Here is a 14,280-nt window from a genome sequence, read left to right as displayed (position 1 = left end):
GCCACTTCGGCCGCGAGGGCTTCTCCTGGGAGTCCACCGACCGCGCCGAGTCGCTCCGGACCGCCGCCGGCCTCTGAGCCTGTTCCACCGACTGCCGTGTCCCGCCCGGGACGCGGCAGTCGTCGCGTTCACGGACCCCGGGCCGCGGGGGATCCGGTGCGGCCCGGGCCGGGGTTCGCACCGTGGACGCCTGAGGTTCCGGGGTCTGGTAGACGTAGGGCGTGACCCACTCCGACGACGCCCTCCTGCCGCTCGACGCCGTGCGGCCCGCGGCGGCGGCGCCGTCGAAGGGAGCCCCCGTTCCGGCCCCCTCCCTGCCGGTGGCCAGGGTCGCGGTCGACAACCCGCTGTCCCATCTCGACCGGCCGTTCGACTACCTGGTGCCCGCCTCGCTGCACGAGACGGCACAGGCCGGGGTGCGGGTGCGGGTGCGCTTCGCCGGGAAGCTGGTCGACGGGTTCCTGCTGGAGCGGGCCGCGGAGAGCGAGCACACCGGGACGCTGGCCTCCCTGGAGCGGGTGGTCTCTCCCGAGCGGGTGCTGACCCCCGAGATCGCGGGCCTCGCCCGTGCGGTCGCCGACCGCTACGCGGGCACCCTGGCCGATGTGCTGCGCCTCGCCGTGCCGCCCCGCCACGCCAAGGCCGAGGCGGCGGTCCCCGGACCGGCCTCATCCGCCCCCCCTCCCGAGGAGCCACGGCCGGCCCCGGCCGTCGATCCCCATGGCCCCGGGACCGGCGGCCGGTCGTCCGGTGAGACGGCCGGCGAAGGGGGAGCGGGGGAGTGGGGGGCGTACCCGATGGGGGGGTCGTTCCTGGAGGCGTTGCGGGAGCGAAGGTCGCCGCGGGCGGTGTGGCAGGCGCTGCCCGGCGCGACCGGATGGGCCGGCGCGGTGGCCCGGGCGGTGCGGGCCACGCTGGACGGCGGACGGGGGGCGCTCGTCGTCGTCCCCGACGGCAAGGACGTGGCACTGGCCGAGACGGCGTTCGCCGGCCTGCTGGAGCCGGAGACGTACGTCGCGCTGACCGCGGACCTCGGTCCCGCCGAGCGCTACCGCCGGTGGCTGCGGGTGCTCAGGGGGCCGGTGCGGGCGGTCGTGGGCACGCGCGCCGCGATGTTCGCCCCCGTGCCCGAGCTCGGGCTGGCCGCCATCTGGGACGACGGAGACGACCTGCACGCCGAGCGGCTGGCCCCCTACCCTCACGCCCGCGAGGTGCTCGCGCTCCGGGCCCACCGCGCCGGGGCGGCCATGCTGATCGGCGGCTACTCCCGCACCGCCGAGGCCACCCAGCTCGTCGCCACCGGCTGGGCCAGGCCGATCGTCGCCGCCCGGCAGACGATCAGGAGTCTGGCCCCCCGCGTGAAACCGGCGGGAGAGGACGCCGAGCTGGCCAAGGACCAGGCGGCGAGGGCGGCGCGGCTGCCCAGCGTGGCCTGGCGGGCGCTGCGCCAGGGGCTGGAGAGCGGGCCCGTGCTGGTGCATGTGCCCCGGCGCGGCTACCTGCCGGCCGTGTCCTGCCAGCGTTGCCGGACCCCCGCGCGGTGCGCGCTGCCGCCCACGCGCGCCGGCGCCCGGCCGGGGGAGAACGGCACGCTCGACGTGTCCGAGAGCGAGCCGCTCTGTCACGGCCCGCTCGCCCTCAGGAGCGGCCACGCGGCCCCCTACTGCCGCTGGTGCGGCCGGGTGGACGCCGGCTGGCGGTGCTCCCACTGCGGCGGCCCGAGGCTGCGGGCCATGGTGATCGGCGCCCGGCGCACCGCCGAGGAGCTCGGCCGTGCCTTCCCCTCGGTGCCGGTGCGGACCTCCGGGCGCGACGGCGTGCTCGCCACCGTCTCCGCCGCCCGCGCGCTGGTGGTCGCCACGCCCGGTGCCGAGCCGGTGGCCGAGGACGGCTATGCGGCGGCCGTGCTGCTCGACGCGTGGGCGCTGCTCGGCCGGGCCGACCTGAGGGCGGGCGAGGAGGCGCTGCGCCGCTGGATGAACGCCGCCGCCCTGCTCCGGCCCGGGGCCGAGCTGGTGGTGCTCGGCGACGCCGCGCTGCCCGCCGTACAGGCGTTGCTGCGGTGGGACCCGATCACCCACGCCGAGCGCGAGCTGGCCGACCGCGCCGAGCTGGGCTTCCCGCCCGCGGTGCGGATGGCCACGCTCACCGGCGCGGCCGCCGCCGTCAGGCAGATGCTCGACGAGGTACGCCTGCCCGCCGAGGCGCAGGTGCTCGGCCCGGTGCCGATCGACGAGGCCGGCAGGGAACGTGCCATGATCCGCGTCCCCTGGGGCGGGGGGGCCGGTCTGGCCACGGCGCTCAAAGGCGCCAGCGGGGTGCGTGCGGCGCGTAAGGCGCCGGATGTCGTGAGGGTGAGTGTCGACCCTCTCGACCTGATTTAGGCCCGATCCCCGATTCGCTCATCTGTAAGTCAGCCGTTAGCGTGCCCCTGTGTCGATCGAATGGGTGAACCGAGCCATCGACCACCTGCGCGCCTGGGGCCGCACGCGGGGCGTCGACGTGGACGCGGACGAGGTCCGCCTGCTCTGCGACTACGCCAGCGACTACCTCGACGTCGACAAGCTCGGCGACTTCACCCCTGACACCTTCGACGAGCTGCTGCTGTCCATCTACCCCCGCAAGGTCATCGCGCCGCCCGAGAGCGCCTCCGAGACCGTGGCCGCCGCGCGCACGCTGGTCGACTACCTGCGCGACGCCGGCGAGGTGAGCGAGGCGACGGCGGCCGCGATGCGTGACCGGATCGCCGACATCGCGCCCAGGATGCCCGAGGCGCTCGCTGACCCGGCCAACTTCGGCATGGCCAAGAGCCTGTTCAGCGCGATCGGGCCCGAGTCGCTGGAGCAGTCGATCGCCGTCCCCTCCGGGGAGCTGCCCGATCTCGGGGAGGCGCCCTGCGACTGCCCGGGATGCTCACCGCTGCCCGCCGTACGACTGCCGCCGCCCGGCGACCTGCTGGCCGGCCTGGCGGACGTCCCGCTGTGGGTGGAGATCCACGGGCCGGAGCCGCGCCAGGGCCTGGCCGAGGACCTGCGCCGGAGCACCGGCGGCGAGCCGCCGCGGAGATGGGCGGAGATCGTCGCCCACCTCGTCGAGCGTGACACCGGCGGCGCCGTCACCGGCCGCGCCGACCTCGACGACGAGCTCTACGACCTGTTCGACATGCTCTACCGGCTGCAGGTCCCGGTGCCCGTCACCGTGATCGGCGACTACCTCGACGAGCTCACCGAGGACGGCCCGGTCGACCTGCCGGGCACGCTCGGCCGCCTGGCCTGGTGCGGCCTGGTCGAGCAGGAGGGCGGCTCGGCCGGGCTGACCCCGCTCGCCGTCTGGGCCCTGCGCGAGCACTACCTCACGCTCGGCCTCGACGCGCCGCTGGCCGGCGACCTGGCCGACGCCGACGCGACCGGCCTCATCGAAGGGCTGCTCGAAGGGGTGCCGACCGAGCTGGCCGAGAGCGACATCACCCGCTGGCTCGACCGGAGGGCTCCCGGCGCGGCGGCGGCCGAGCTGCTCGCCGCGGCCGTGGGAGCCCCGGCCGTGGCCCGCGGCATCGCGGTCACCATCGTCGACCGGCTGGGCGCCGAGGCCGAGGCCGAGGTGCGCGCCTGCCTCGACGACCACGAGCTGCGGCCGCACGCCATCCACTGGCTCGCCAGCCGCGGCCTGCCCGCCCCCGCGCTCACCCAGGAGGAGCTGCTCTGGGTCAGCATCGACATGCTCGCGCTGGCGATGCCGTCGGCCGAGGAGGACCCCGACGTGTTCGGCGAGAACATGGCCGCCTCCGGCCCGCCCGCCCACCTCATCGAGGAGATGTGGCGCGTCGACCACCCCGACGTCGTCGACGTCCTGGAGCTCCTGGGCCGTTCGCTGTCCGACGGCACGGTGGCCAAGGCCGCGCGCAAGGCCGCCTTCAAAGCCCGCTCGCGGAGCATCCGATGAGTACACCCCTGTGACTCCTGTGCAGTAAGTTTCGTGGGTGGCAAACAACGTCTTCAACCTCGCCGAGCTGCGCAAGCTGATCGATGAGCAGGCCGCCGTGCCGACCCGGCCGCCGCAGGAGACAGCCGTGGAGCGCGAGGCGCTCACCTTCCCGCCGGTCCCGCTCGGCCCCGACGAGGAGCTGGCCCGGCTGGTCCCGGCCGTTCCGCTGGTCGCCGACGCCATCCGGCTGGCCACCTGGACCGGCAGCCGCCCGGTGACCCCCGAGGGGCTGCTGACCGAGCCCGACGCCGTGGCCGCCGCCGAGGCGCTCGGCGTGCCCGCCGCCCGGGTCCGGCTCATCTGGATCGTCGCCGTCAACACCGGCCTGTTGCGGATCGTGCGCGGCCAGGCCATGCGCGGCCCGCTGCCGACGCGCATGACGGCCGAGGCGACGCTGGAGTTCTGGGACGGCGTGGTCATGGACGTGCTCGACCGCGCCGACGAGGGGCTGACCGGCTCGGCCGTGGTCGACGACCACCTCGCCGAGATGCTGGCCACCATCTACTCCGTGCGCTCCGGCGTCGCGGTCGCCAACCTGGCCAGGGGCATTCTGCAGTCCCACGAGGTGGCCTGCGAGCCCGGGGCGGTCCCGATGCGCAGGCTGGCCGCGTCGCTGCCCGCCGAGCTGCTGGAGGCGCTGTCCCTGCTGGCCTACTGCGGGCTGGTCGAGCAGACCGCGGCCGGGCGCACCGCGCTCACTCCGCTCGGCGTCTGGGCCATCCGCCGCGATCTGCTCCGCGAGGGCCACGACGCGCCCACCGCGGCCGAGGTCGAGGTGTTCGCCGACCTGTCGGCCGCCGAGCTGGTCGAAGCCCTGGTGAAGGGCACCGCCACGCAGAGCGCCGTGGCCGGCTGGCTGGAGCGCCGCGCGCCCGAGGAGGCCGCCCGCGACCTGATCGAGATCGCGGCCACCGGCGGCGCCGGTCGGCGCGGCGCGGTCGGCGCCATCCTGGAGGAGCTGGGCCCCGAGGCCGAGGCGCCCGTCCGCCGGGCCCTGGAGCTGCCGCTGATGCGCCGCTACGCCGCCTCCTGGCTGCACATCCGCGACCTCGACGCACCGGCGCTCAGCCCCGACGACCACACCTGGATCGCCGTCGACGCGCTGGCCGCCCTCATGCACCTGTCGGGCCACGCCGCGGGCAGGCTGGACACGCCCGAGCCCCGCGAGGACCTGATCAGGCTCGTCGGCGAGATGCCCGCCGTGGGGCACCCCGACACGCTCGCCGTGCTCGACATGCTCGCCTCGGCCCACGACGACCCCGCCGTGGTCAAGGCGGCCCGGAAAGCGGCGATGAAGGCCCGATCCCTGGCGCACACTAAACTGGGCTGATCCCGCCGACGAAACGGAGTGACCCTTTGGCGATCCAGTCGATCCGGCTGTTCGGAGACCCGGTGCTGCGCACCCCGGCGGCCCCGGTCGTCGACTTCGACAAGGAGCTCCGGAAGCTGGTCAAAGACCTGACCGACACGATGATGGACGCTCCGGGCGCCGGTCTCGCCGCGCCGCAGATCGGTGTCGGCCTGCGGGTGTTCACCTACTACGTCGACGACCGGCTCGGCCACCTGATCAACCCCGACCTCGACCTGTCCGCCGACCTCGACGAGGAGGGCGAGGAGGGCTGCCTGTCCTTCCCCGGCCTGTCGTTCCCGACGCCGCGTGCCATCCGGGCCGTGGCCAAGGGGTTCGACATGCACGGCGAGCCCGTCACGATCGAGGGCAGCGACCTGATGGCGCGCTGTCTCCAGCACGAGACCGACCATCTCGACGGCATCCTGTTCATCGACCGGATGGATCCCAAGCAGCGCAAGCTCGCGATGAAGGCCGTCCGCGAGGCCGAGTGGAGCGGCCTGGCCGCGCCCACGGTCAGGTTCTCCCCGCACGCCACCGGCGGAAGGGCGCTCTGACCATGCGTCTCGTCTTCGCGGGCACACCCGAGACGGCCCTGCCGTCGCTGCGCGCCCTGATCGACTCACCGCGTCACGAGGTGGTCGCGGTGGTCACCCGTCCCGACGCCCAGTCCGGCAGGGGCCGCAAGGTTCACCCGTCACCCGTCGCCGAGCTGGCCGAGGAGGCGGGCATCGAGGTGCTGCGCCCCGCGAAGGCCGGCGATCCCGGGTTCCTGGAGCGGCTGGCGGGGCTGCGCCCCGACTGCTGTCCCGTCGTCGCCTACGGCGCGCTGCTGCCGCAGTCGGCGCTCGACGTGCCCCGCTTCGGCTGGATCAACCTGCACTTCTCGATCCTGCCCGCGTGGCGGGGCGCCGCCCCCGTCCAGCACGCGATCCTGCACGGCGACGAGATCACCGGCGCCTCGACGTTCCAGATCGTCAAGGAGCTCGACGCCGGGCCCGTCTACGGCGTGGTCACCGAGGCGATCAGGCCCGGCGACACCAGCGGCGAGCTGCTCGACCGGCTGTCCGTCGCCGGCGCCGAGCTGCTCGCCGCCACCCTCGACGGGGTCGAGGACGGCAAGCTGGAGGCACGGCCGCAGCCGCTCGACGGGGTCAGCCTCGCGCCCAAGATCAATGTCGCCGACGCCCAGGTCGACTGGTCCGGGCCGGCCATGCGCGTCGACCGGCTCGTCCGCGCCTGCACGCCCGGCCCCGGCGCGTGGAGCACGTTCCGCGGGCATCGGGTCAAGCTCGGTCCCGTCCGGCTCGTGCCCGACGCCGAGCGGCTCGCGCCGGGCGAGGTGGCCGCCACCAAGAACGTCGTGCTGGTCGGCACGGCCACGCACCCCGTCGAGCTCGGCGAGGTCCAGCCGGAGGGCAAGCGGCTGATGAGCGCGGGCGAATGGGCTCGCGGAGCGCGGGTCGACAATGGCGAAAGGTTCGCATGACGCACCGCACGGACCGTAAGCCGGCCGGTGGCCGGGGCGGTCGGAGTCCGCGCAGGCCGGCTCGTGACCAGGCGCGCAACGCGGCGTTCGACGTCCTGCGGGCCGTCGACGAGCGAGACGCCTACGCCAACCTGCTGATGCCCCGCCTGCTGCGCGAGCGGGGGCTGAAGGGGCGCGACGCGGCGCTGGCCACCGAGCTGGCCTACGGCACCCTGCGCGGCCTGGGCGGCTACGACGCGATCATCAAGGTGTGCGGCGACCGCGAGCCCGACGCCGCCGTGCGCGACGCCCTGCGACTCGGAGCCCATCAGCTGCTCAAGATGCGCGTCCCGCCGCACGCCGCCGTCGGCACCACCGTCGATCTCGTACGGCTGCGCATCGGCGCGGGCGCGGCCAAGTTCGTCAACGCGGTGCTCCGCAAGATCGCGTCCCGCTCGCTCGACGAGTGGATGGCGATCGTCGCCCCCGATCCGGCCGGCGACCTGTCGGGCCATCTCGCGATCGTGCACAGCCATCCGCGCTGGATCGTCAGCGCCTTCCGCGACGCCCTGGGCGCCGACGCCGACGAGACCGCCGCGCTGCTCGAGGCCGACAACGCGCGTCCCCTGGTGACGCTGGTGGCCCGGCCGGGCCGCAGCTCGGTGTCCGAGCTGGGCAACGCCGAGCCCGGCCGGCTATCCCCCTACGCCGCCTACCTGCCGGAGGGCGACCCCGGCAGGATCACCGCCGTCGCCGAGACCCGGGCCGCCGTGCAGGACGAGGCCAGTCAGCTGGTGGCTCTCGCGCTGACCCGGGTGCCGCTCGACCGGCGCGACGAGGTGTGGCTCGACATGTGCGCCGGTCCCGGCGGCAAGGCAGGGCTGCTCGACGCCCTCGCCACCCATGGCGACCTCGCCGGGCTCGACGACGGCGTGCCGGGCGCGGGCGAGGCGTTCGCGGGCGGAGCGCGGCTGCTCGCCGCCGACGCGCAGCACCACCGGTCCCGGCTGGTGTGGCAGACCACCAGGGACGCCGCCGTGGTCACCGCCGACGCCACCGAGCCCGCCTGGCGGCCCGGCTCCTTCGACCGGGTCATGCTCGACGCCCCCTGCACCGGGCTCGGCGCGCTGCGCCGGCGGCCCGAGGCGCGCTGGCGGCGTGATCCCTCGGGGGTCGCCGAGCTCGGCAGGCTGCAGCGGCGGCTGCTCGACTCCGCGCTCGACGCCACCCGCCCCGGCGGGGTGGTCGCCTACGTGACGTGTTCGCCGCACCTGGCCGAGACCCGGGTGGTGGTGGGAGACGTGATCGGCCGCCGCGACGACGTGCGGCAGCTCGACGCGCGCGACTACCTGCCCGGGATCGAGGGCCTCGGCGACGGGCCGCACGTTCAGTTCTGGCCGCACCGGCACGGCACCGACGCGATGTTCCTCGCGCTGCTGCGCAGGCTTCCCGCCTGACGACGCCCCAGCCGGGGCTCGATCGTGACCTCCTCGGACCGGATCCGGGCCGAGGAGGCCGCGAGTCGTTCAATAGACTCCGTACATCATGGCCGTACAGATCTCACCCAGCATCCTGTCCGCCGACTTCGCCCGGCTCGCCGACGAAGCCGCAGCGGTGCCCAACGCCGACTGGCTGCACGTCGACGTCATGGACAACCACTTCGTGCCCAACCTCACACTCGGGCTCCCCGTCGTCGAGTCGCTGCTCAAGGCGACGTCGATCCCGCTCGACTGCCACCTGATGATCGAGGATCCCGACCGGTGGGCGCCGGCCTACGCCGAGGCGGGGGCGGGCAGCGTGACCATCCACGCCGAGGCGTTCAGGGCTCCGGTGCGCACCCTGCGCCAGATCCGCTCGCTCGGCGCCCGGGCGGCGCTCGCCCTCAACCCGGGCACGGCCGTCGAGCCGTACGAAGGGCTGCTGGGCGAGATCGACATGCTGCTGCTGATGACGGTCGAGCCAGGGTTCGGCGGCCAGAAGTTCCTCGACATGGTGCTGCCCAAGATCCGCACCGCCCGCGCGCTCGTCGAGCGGCACGGCGGCGAGATCTGGATCCAGGTGGACGGCGGTGTCACCGGTGACACCATCGAGCGTTGCGCCGAGGCGGGCGCCGACGTCTTCGTGGCCGGCAGCGCCGTCTACGGCAGCGCCGACCGGGCCGCCGCCGTCGAGACGCTCCGCGCCAAGGCCGCGAAGGCCTAGCCCCAGGCACGGCAGTGGCTCATCCAGCATCGAAACGTCCGAGATCCCGAAAATAGCCATAACCAGGACAGGCTGTGACATGAACCAGCCGTGGAACGGGTAATTGTTTACTTATGACGGACCATGGGCTGTTCGGACCCGGATCGGTGACGTGGCGGGTCATGGGGGAGCCGATCCTGCTGGTCGGTGGCTTCCGGGCGCTGCTGATGCAGGGGCTGCACCCGCGCGCGATGCGCGGCGTGCTGCAGAACTCCGCGCTGATGGACCCCGGCGAGTCCTGGTCGCGCTTCGCGCGGACCACCGAGTTCGTCCGCGTGCGGACGTACGGCACGTGCGAGGAGGTGGAGCGGGCGGGCAGGCGCGTCCGCAAGATCCACGCCACCCTGACCGCGCACGATCCCGACACCGGCCAGGAGTTCCACCTCGACGACCCTGAGGCCCTGCGCTGGGTCCATGTGGGTGAGGTCGACTCCTACCTGTCGGTGGCCCGCAGAGGCGGGGTGCGGCTGACCGACGCCGAGGCGGACCGGTTCGTCGCGGAGTGGCGGCGGGCGGCCGAGGTGGTCGGCCTGTCCCCGGACGACGTTCCCGGCTCGGTGGGGGAGATGCGCGACTACATCCGGGCCGAGCGGCCCGGCCTGCGGTTCGTCCCCGAGGCGGCCCATCCGCTGCGGCAGTCCTTCAACGCGCCGCTCCCGTTGAAGCTCACCCCGCTCAAGCCTGCCGTGCCCGCCCTCACGCTGCTCGCCTTCGCCACCCTGCCCCGCTGGGCCAGGAGGCTGTACGGCCTGCCTGCCACGCCCCTCGGCGACCTGTGGGCGACGGCCACACTGCGCACCCTGCACGTGGGGCTCGGCCTCGTCCCGCCTCAGGTGCGCTACTCGCCGGTGGCGCGGCGGGCCCGCCGCATGACGGCCGCCTGACCCGTCGACCAAGCGTTCGCTGATCCGTAAGGGTGGGGGCGGTCGCGCGTGTCGTTCGCGGCATGGCAGACTGATGGGCAGAGCTAGCGTGCTCCGGGGTCGGTGAAATTCCGAACCGGCGGTTACAGTCCGCGACCCGGCCGATGCCATCGGCCGGTTGACCTGGTGAAACTCCAGGACCGACGGTTAAAGTCCGGATGGGAGGAAGCACGCGGGTGTCCGGTGTCAGGCCGGGCGCCCATAGGTGCGTACACGCATCGTCATATCCCCCGGGGCCCGCCGTAGCTAGGAGCTACTGGCGAGTAGGAGGCCCGGGGTGGAGACACCCGCTCAGGACACCGCGCACATGGCGCGTGCCGTCGAGCTGGCCGCGCATGGGCGCGGCGGCACCAGTCCCAACCCCGTCGTCGGCTGCGTGATCCTCGACGCCCACCACGGCGTCGCCGGCGAGGGCTTCCACGCCCGGGCCGGCGGCCCGCACGCCGAGGTCGTCGCGCTCCGGCAGGCGGGCGAGCGGGCGCGGGGCGGCACCGCCTACGTGACGCTCGAACCCTGCGACCACACCGGCCGCACCGGCCCGTGCAGCCAGGCGTTGCTCGCCGCCGGCGTCGCCCGCGTGGTGGTCGCGGTCGCCGATCCCAACCCCGAGGCCGCCGGAGGCGCCGCCCGCCTGCGCGCCCACGGCGTGACCGTCGAGACGGGGGTGCTCGCCGAGCAGGCCGAGCGGGTCAACGCCGAGTGGCTGACCTTCGCCCGGCTGGGCCGCCCGCACGTGACGTGGAAGTACGCCGCCACCCTCGACGGCAGATCGGCCGCCGCCGACGGCACCAGCCAGTGGATCACCTCGCCCGAGGCCCGCGCCGACGTGCACCGGCTGCGCGCCCGGTCGGACGCCATCGTGGCCGGCATCGGCACCGTGCTCGCCGACGACCCCCGCCTCACCGCCCGCACCCCCGACCTTCCCGAGCGGCCGATCCTGCGCGTCGTGGTCGACTCGGCCGCCCGCACCCCGCCCGCCGCCCGGGTGCTCGACGGGGCCGCCCCGACACTGGTCGCGATCGCCGACGGCACCCGCACCGACCTCAAGGCCGACCTGCTGCGCCTGCCCCGCCACGACGACGGCCTGGACCTGCGCCGGCTGCTGGCCGAGCTCGCCGCGCGCGACGTCGTCAGCGTGTTCCTCGAAGGCGGGCCGACCCTGGCCGGTTCCTTCCTCCGGCAGGGCCTGGTGGACCGCGTCGTCGCCTACGTCGCCCCGGCGCTCCTCGGCTCCGGCGCCGCCGCCCTCGGCGACGCCGGCGTGCGCACCATCGCCGGCGCCCACCGGTTCGCCTTCGACGACGTCTCCGCGATCGGGCCCGACCTCCGGCTGATCGCCCGGCCCGCACCAGCACCCCGCAGGGAGAAGTGATGTTCACCGGAATCATCGAAGAAAAGGGCCAGATCATGGCCGTCGAGCCGGTCGGCGACTCGGCCCGGTTGTCCGTTCGCGGCCCGATCGTCACCTCCGACGCCGCCCACGGAGACTCGATCGCGGTCAACGGCGTCTGCCTCACCGTCGTGGCCGTCGACGACGGTGTGTTCACCGTCGACGTGATCAAGGAGTCGCTCGACCGCAGCTCCCTCGGCGGGCTGAAGGAGGGCTCGGCCGTCAACCTGGAGCGGGCCGTACGGGCCGACCAGCGGCTCGGCGGCCACATCGTGCAGGGCCACGTCGACGGCACCGCCGTGCTGCGCTCGCGCGAGCCCGGCGAGAGCTGGGACAACCTGCGCTTCTCGCTGCCCGGCGAGCTCAGCAGGTACGTGGCGGAGAAGGGCTCGATCGCCATCGACGGAATCAGCCTGACGGTCACGACCGTTGACGACGACAGCTTCGGCGTGAGTCTCATCCCGACCACGCTGAAGCTGACCACCATGGGCGAGCTCCAGGTGGGCGACCTGGTGAACATCGAGGTCGACGTGATCGCGAAGTACGTGGAAAGGCTGGTGGCCGGGCAGTGAACTGGGCCGACGCCGGATTCGAGTTGTTCGGCACCCGCGTGCTCTGGACCGACCTGGTCGGCAACGTCGCCGCCCTGGCGACCGTCCTGCTGGCCATGCGTAAGTCCATCTGGACCTGGCCGGTGCAGTTCACCGGCGCGGTGCTGCTGTTCATCGCCTCGATCAACGCGCACATCACCGGCAACGCCCTCAAGCAGGCGCTGTTCGGGGTGCTGGCCGTCTACGGCTGGTATGCCTGGCGGCGCGGCACCCAGGGCGGCGGGCAGCTCGCGGTGCGGCCGGCGTCGCCGCGTGAGCGCGCCCTGCTGGTCGCCGTCATGCTGACCGGCACGGCCGTCGTCGGCGTGCTGTTCTTCTTCACCGGCCTGTCGTGGGGCGCCCACGTGCCGCTGCCGGAGGGCGCCTTCCTGGTGGCCGCCGACGCCTACATCTTCGTCGGCAGCGCCGTCGCCACCTGGGCGCAGGGCAGGGCGCTGGTCGACTTCTGGATCGTCTGGGTCGCCGTCGACCTGGTCGGGGTGCCGCTGGCGTTCAGCTCGGGGCTGGTCGTCTCGGGCACCGTCTACGGAGTGTTCTTCGTTCTCGTGATCGTGGGGTTCGTGAAATGGCTGAAGGAATACCGGTCGGGGCAGGACAGCCCGGGACAACTGGCGGTGGCGTCATGACGGACATCATCTTCGACCCCGTCGAGCGGGCCGTCAGCGACATCCGCGAGGGCAGGCCCGTGGTGGTGGTCGACGACGAGAACCGCGAGAACGAGGGCGACATCATCTTCGCCGCCGGCAAGGCCACGCCGGAGCTGCTGACGTTCACGATCAGGCACACCAGCGGCGTCATCTGCGTGCCCATGGAGGGCAAGGAGCTCGACCGGCTGGGCCTGCCTCTCATGGTCTTCCAGAACCGCGAGCGCATGCGGACCGCCTACACGATCAGCGTCGACGCGCGCGACGGCGTGAGCACCGGCATCTCCGCGGCCGACCGCGCGAGAACGATCCGCGCGCTCGCCGACTCCGCCACCGAGCCCTACGAGCTGGTACGGCCCGGCCACATCTTCCCGCTGCGCTACCACGAGGGCGGCGTGCTGGCCCGGCGCGGCCACACCGAGGCGGCCGTCGACCTGGCCAGACTGGCCGGGCTGTCGCCGGCGGGCGTGCTGGCCGAGGTCGTCAACGACGACGGCACCATGGCCCGGCTGCCCGAGCTGCGGGCGTTCGCCGACGAGCACGGCCTGGCGCTCATCTCCATCGAGCAGCTCGTCGACCACCGGCGCCGGACCGAGAGCATGGTCACCCGGGTCGCCGAGACCAGCCTGCCCAACGCGTACGGGATGTGGAGGACGTACGGCTACGCCAGCGCGCTCGACGGCGGCGAGCACGTGGCGCTCGTCTTCGGCGACCTCGGCGACGGCGAGAACGTCCTCGTCCGCGCCCACTCCGAGTGCCTGACCGGAGACGTGTTCGGCTCGCTGCGCTGCGACTGCGGCGTGCAGCTCGGCCACGCGATGTCCGCGATCGCCGAGGAGGGCCGCGGCGTGGTCGTCTACCTGCGCGGTCACGAGGGCAGAGGCATCGGGCTGCTGGCCAAGCTCCGGGCCTACAGCCTGCAGGACAACGGCAGTGACACCGTCGACGCCAACCTCGAGCTGGGGCTGCCGATCGACGCCCGCGAGTTCTCCAACGCCGCGCAGATCCTGGCCGACCTCGGCGTCAAGTCGGTGCGGCTGCTCACCAACAACCCGGCCAAGCTCAAGGGCATGGACGGCTACGGCATCAAGGTGCTGGGCCGTGAGCCCCTGCCGGTCGCGATGAACCCGCACAACGAGCGCTACCTCAAGGCCAAGCGCGACCGCCTCGGCCACGACATCTCGGAGGCTTCATGAGCGGCGAGGGACGCCCGGAGACGCGCGCGGTGCCCGGCGCCGCGGGGCTGGTGGTCGGCGTGGTGGCCGCGGGCTGGCACGCCGAGATCACCGACCGGCTGGTGGCGCGCGCCGTGCAGGCCTGCGACGACAGCGGGGCCACGGTGACCGTGGTGCGGGTGCCCGGGTCGCTGGAGATCCCGGTCGTCGCCCAGGCGCTGGCCCGCCGCTGCGACGCGGTGGTGGCGCTGGGCGCCGTCATCCGGGGCGAGACGGCGCACTTCGACTACGTCTGCGACTCGGTGACGGCCGGGCTGACCCGGGTCTCGCTCGACGAGGAGACCCCGGTCGGCAACGGCGTGCTCACCTGCGAGACGCTCGATCAGGCACTGGACCGCTCCGGGCTGCCCGGCAGCAAGGAGGACAAGGGCTACGAGTCGGCGGTCGCGGCGCTGGAGACGGCCCTCCTCCTTCGAGGCCTACGCTGACCTGCGAT

General features: G+C 73.9%; 13 protein-coding genes and 1 riboswitch. All 13 genes read left to right on the top strand.

Annotated elements, in window-relative coordinates; translation table 11 throughout:
- The first annotated feature begins 221 nt into the window (after window positions 1-221).
- On the top strand, window positions 222-2,384 hold the full coding sequence (locus AC5L3X_RS27365; RefSeq protein ID WP_494860646.1) for a primosomal protein N': 2,163 nt from the start codon (window positions 222-224) through the stop codon (window positions 2,382-2,384).
- Window positions 2,385-2,433: 49 nt separating this feature from the next.
- Window positions 2,434-3,942, top strand: a complete 1,509-nt coding sequence (locus tag AC5L3X_RS27360; protein WP_189126686.1) for a hypothetical protein — start codon at window positions 2,434-2,436, stop codon at window positions 3,940-3,942.
- A gap of 37 nt (window positions 3,943-3,979) precedes the next feature.
- Window positions 3,980-5,314: a hypothetical protein gene (locus AC5L3X_RS27355; protein WP_494860645.1), complete on the top strand. Its 1,335-nt coding sequence runs from the start codon at window positions 3,980-3,982 to the stop codon at window positions 5,312-5,314.
- A gap of 26 nt (window positions 5,315-5,340) precedes the next feature.
- Window positions 5,341-5,889, top strand: coding sequence for a peptide deformylase (gene def / locus AC5L3X_RS27350; RefSeq protein ID WP_189126684.1), 549 nt, complete (start codon window positions 5,341-5,343; stop codon window positions 5,887-5,889).
- 2 nt (window positions 5,890-5,891) lie between these two features.
- Window positions 5,892-6,821, top strand: a complete 930-nt coding sequence (gene fmt, locus AC5L3X_RS27345) for a methionyl-tRNA formyltransferase (RefSeq protein ID WP_494860644.1) — start codon at window positions 5,892-5,894, stop codon at window positions 6,819-6,821.
- Window positions 6,818-8,257 carry an RsmB/NOP family class I SAM-dependent RNA methyltransferase gene (locus tag AC5L3X_RS27340; protein WP_189126682.1) on the top strand — a complete coding sequence of 480 codons (1,440 nt, stop codon included), beginning with the start codon at window positions 6,818-6,820 and terminating at the stop codon, window positions 8,255-8,257. Before fmt ends, AC5L3X_RS27340 begins: the two co-directional genes overlap by 4 nt.
- 88 nt (window positions 8,258-8,345) lie before the next feature.
- Window positions 8,346-9,002 carry a ribulose-phosphate 3-epimerase gene (gene rpe, locus AC5L3X_RS27335; RefSeq protein WP_494860642.1) on the top strand — a complete coding sequence of 219 codons (657 nt, stop codon included), beginning with the start codon at window positions 8,346-8,348 and terminating at the stop codon, window positions 9,000-9,002.
- Window positions 9,003-9,115: 113 nt separating this feature from the next.
- Window positions 9,116-9,925, top strand: a complete 810-nt coding sequence (locus AC5L3X_RS27330) for an oxygenase MpaB family protein (RefSeq protein ID WP_494860640.1) — start codon at window positions 9,116-9,118, stop codon at window positions 9,923-9,925.
- A gap of 84 nt (window positions 9,926-10,009) precedes the next feature.
- Window positions 10,010-10,140: riboswitch (FMN riboswitch) on the top strand.
- Window positions 10,141-10,241: 101 nt separating this feature from the next.
- Complete coding sequence (ribD, locus tag AC5L3X_RS27325) at window positions 10,242-11,336, top strand: bifunctional diaminohydroxyphosphoribosylaminopyrimidine deaminase/5-amino-6-(5-phosphoribosylamino)uracil reductase RibD (protein WP_494860638.1); 1,095 nt, start codon at window positions 10,242-10,244, stop codon at window positions 11,334-11,336.
- Window positions 11,336-11,926, top strand: coding sequence for a riboflavin synthase (locus AC5L3X_RS27320; RefSeq protein ID WP_494860637.1), 591 nt, complete (start codon window positions 11,336-11,338; stop codon window positions 11,924-11,926). Before ribD ends, AC5L3X_RS27320 begins: the two co-directional genes overlap by 1 nt.
- A complete protein-coding gene (pnuC, locus tag AC5L3X_RS27315; protein ID WP_494860636.1) occupies window positions 11,923-12,591 on the top strand; it encodes a nicotinamide riboside transporter PnuC in 669 nt (222 codons plus the stop codon). The genes AC5L3X_RS27320 and pnuC overlap by 4 nt, the downstream gene beginning before the upstream one ends.
- Window positions 12,588-13,805 carry a bifunctional 3,4-dihydroxy-2-butanone-4-phosphate synthase/GTP cyclohydrolase II gene (locus AC5L3X_RS27310; RefSeq protein WP_494860635.1) on the top strand — a complete coding sequence of 406 codons (1,218 nt, stop codon included), beginning with the start codon at window positions 12,588-12,590 and terminating at the stop codon, window positions 13,803-13,805. The genes pnuC and AC5L3X_RS27310 overlap by 4 nt, the downstream gene beginning before the upstream one ends.
- Window positions 13,802-14,272, top strand: coding sequence for a 6,7-dimethyl-8-ribityllumazine synthase (ribH, locus tag AC5L3X_RS27305; protein ID WP_189126677.1), 471 nt, complete (start codon window positions 13,802-13,804; stop codon window positions 14,270-14,272). The genes AC5L3X_RS27310 and ribH overlap by 4 nt, the downstream gene beginning before the upstream one ends.
- Window positions 14,273-14,280 lie beyond the last annotated feature (8 nt).

The sequence above is a fragment of the Nonomuraea sp. CX421 genome (assembly GCF_059358955.1).
Note: the sequence above shows the minus strand (reverse complement) of the source record. Positions and strands in the feature narration are given on the sequence as shown.

Coding starts and splice junctions, on each gene's coding strand:
- fmt (WP_494860644.1), top strand. CDS start 5,892: ATGCGTCTCGTCTTCGCGGGCACACCCGAGACGGCCCTGCCGTCGCTG.
- AC5L3X_RS27340 (WP_189126682.1), top strand. CDS start 6,818: ATGACGCACCGCACGGACCGTAAGCCGGCCGGTGGCCGGGGCGGTCGG.
- rpe (WP_494860642.1), top strand. CDS start 8,346: ATGGCCGTACAGATCTCACCCAGCATCCTGTCCGCCGACTTCGCCCGG.
- AC5L3X_RS27330 (WP_494860640.1), top strand. CDS start 9,116: ATGACGGACCATGGGCTGTTCGGACCCGGATCGGTGACGTGGCGGGTC.
- AC5L3X_RS27320 (WP_494860637.1), top strand. CDS start 11,336: ATGTTCACCGGAATCATCGAAGAAAAGGGCCAGATCATGGCCGTCGAG.
- AC5L3X_RS27310 (WP_494860635.1), top strand. CDS start 12,588: ATGACGGACATCATCTTCGACCCCGTCGAGCGGGCCGTCAGCGACATC.
- ribH (WP_189126677.1), top strand. CDS start 13,802: ATGAGCGGCGAGGGACGCCCGGAGACGCGCGCGGTGCCCGGCGCCGCG.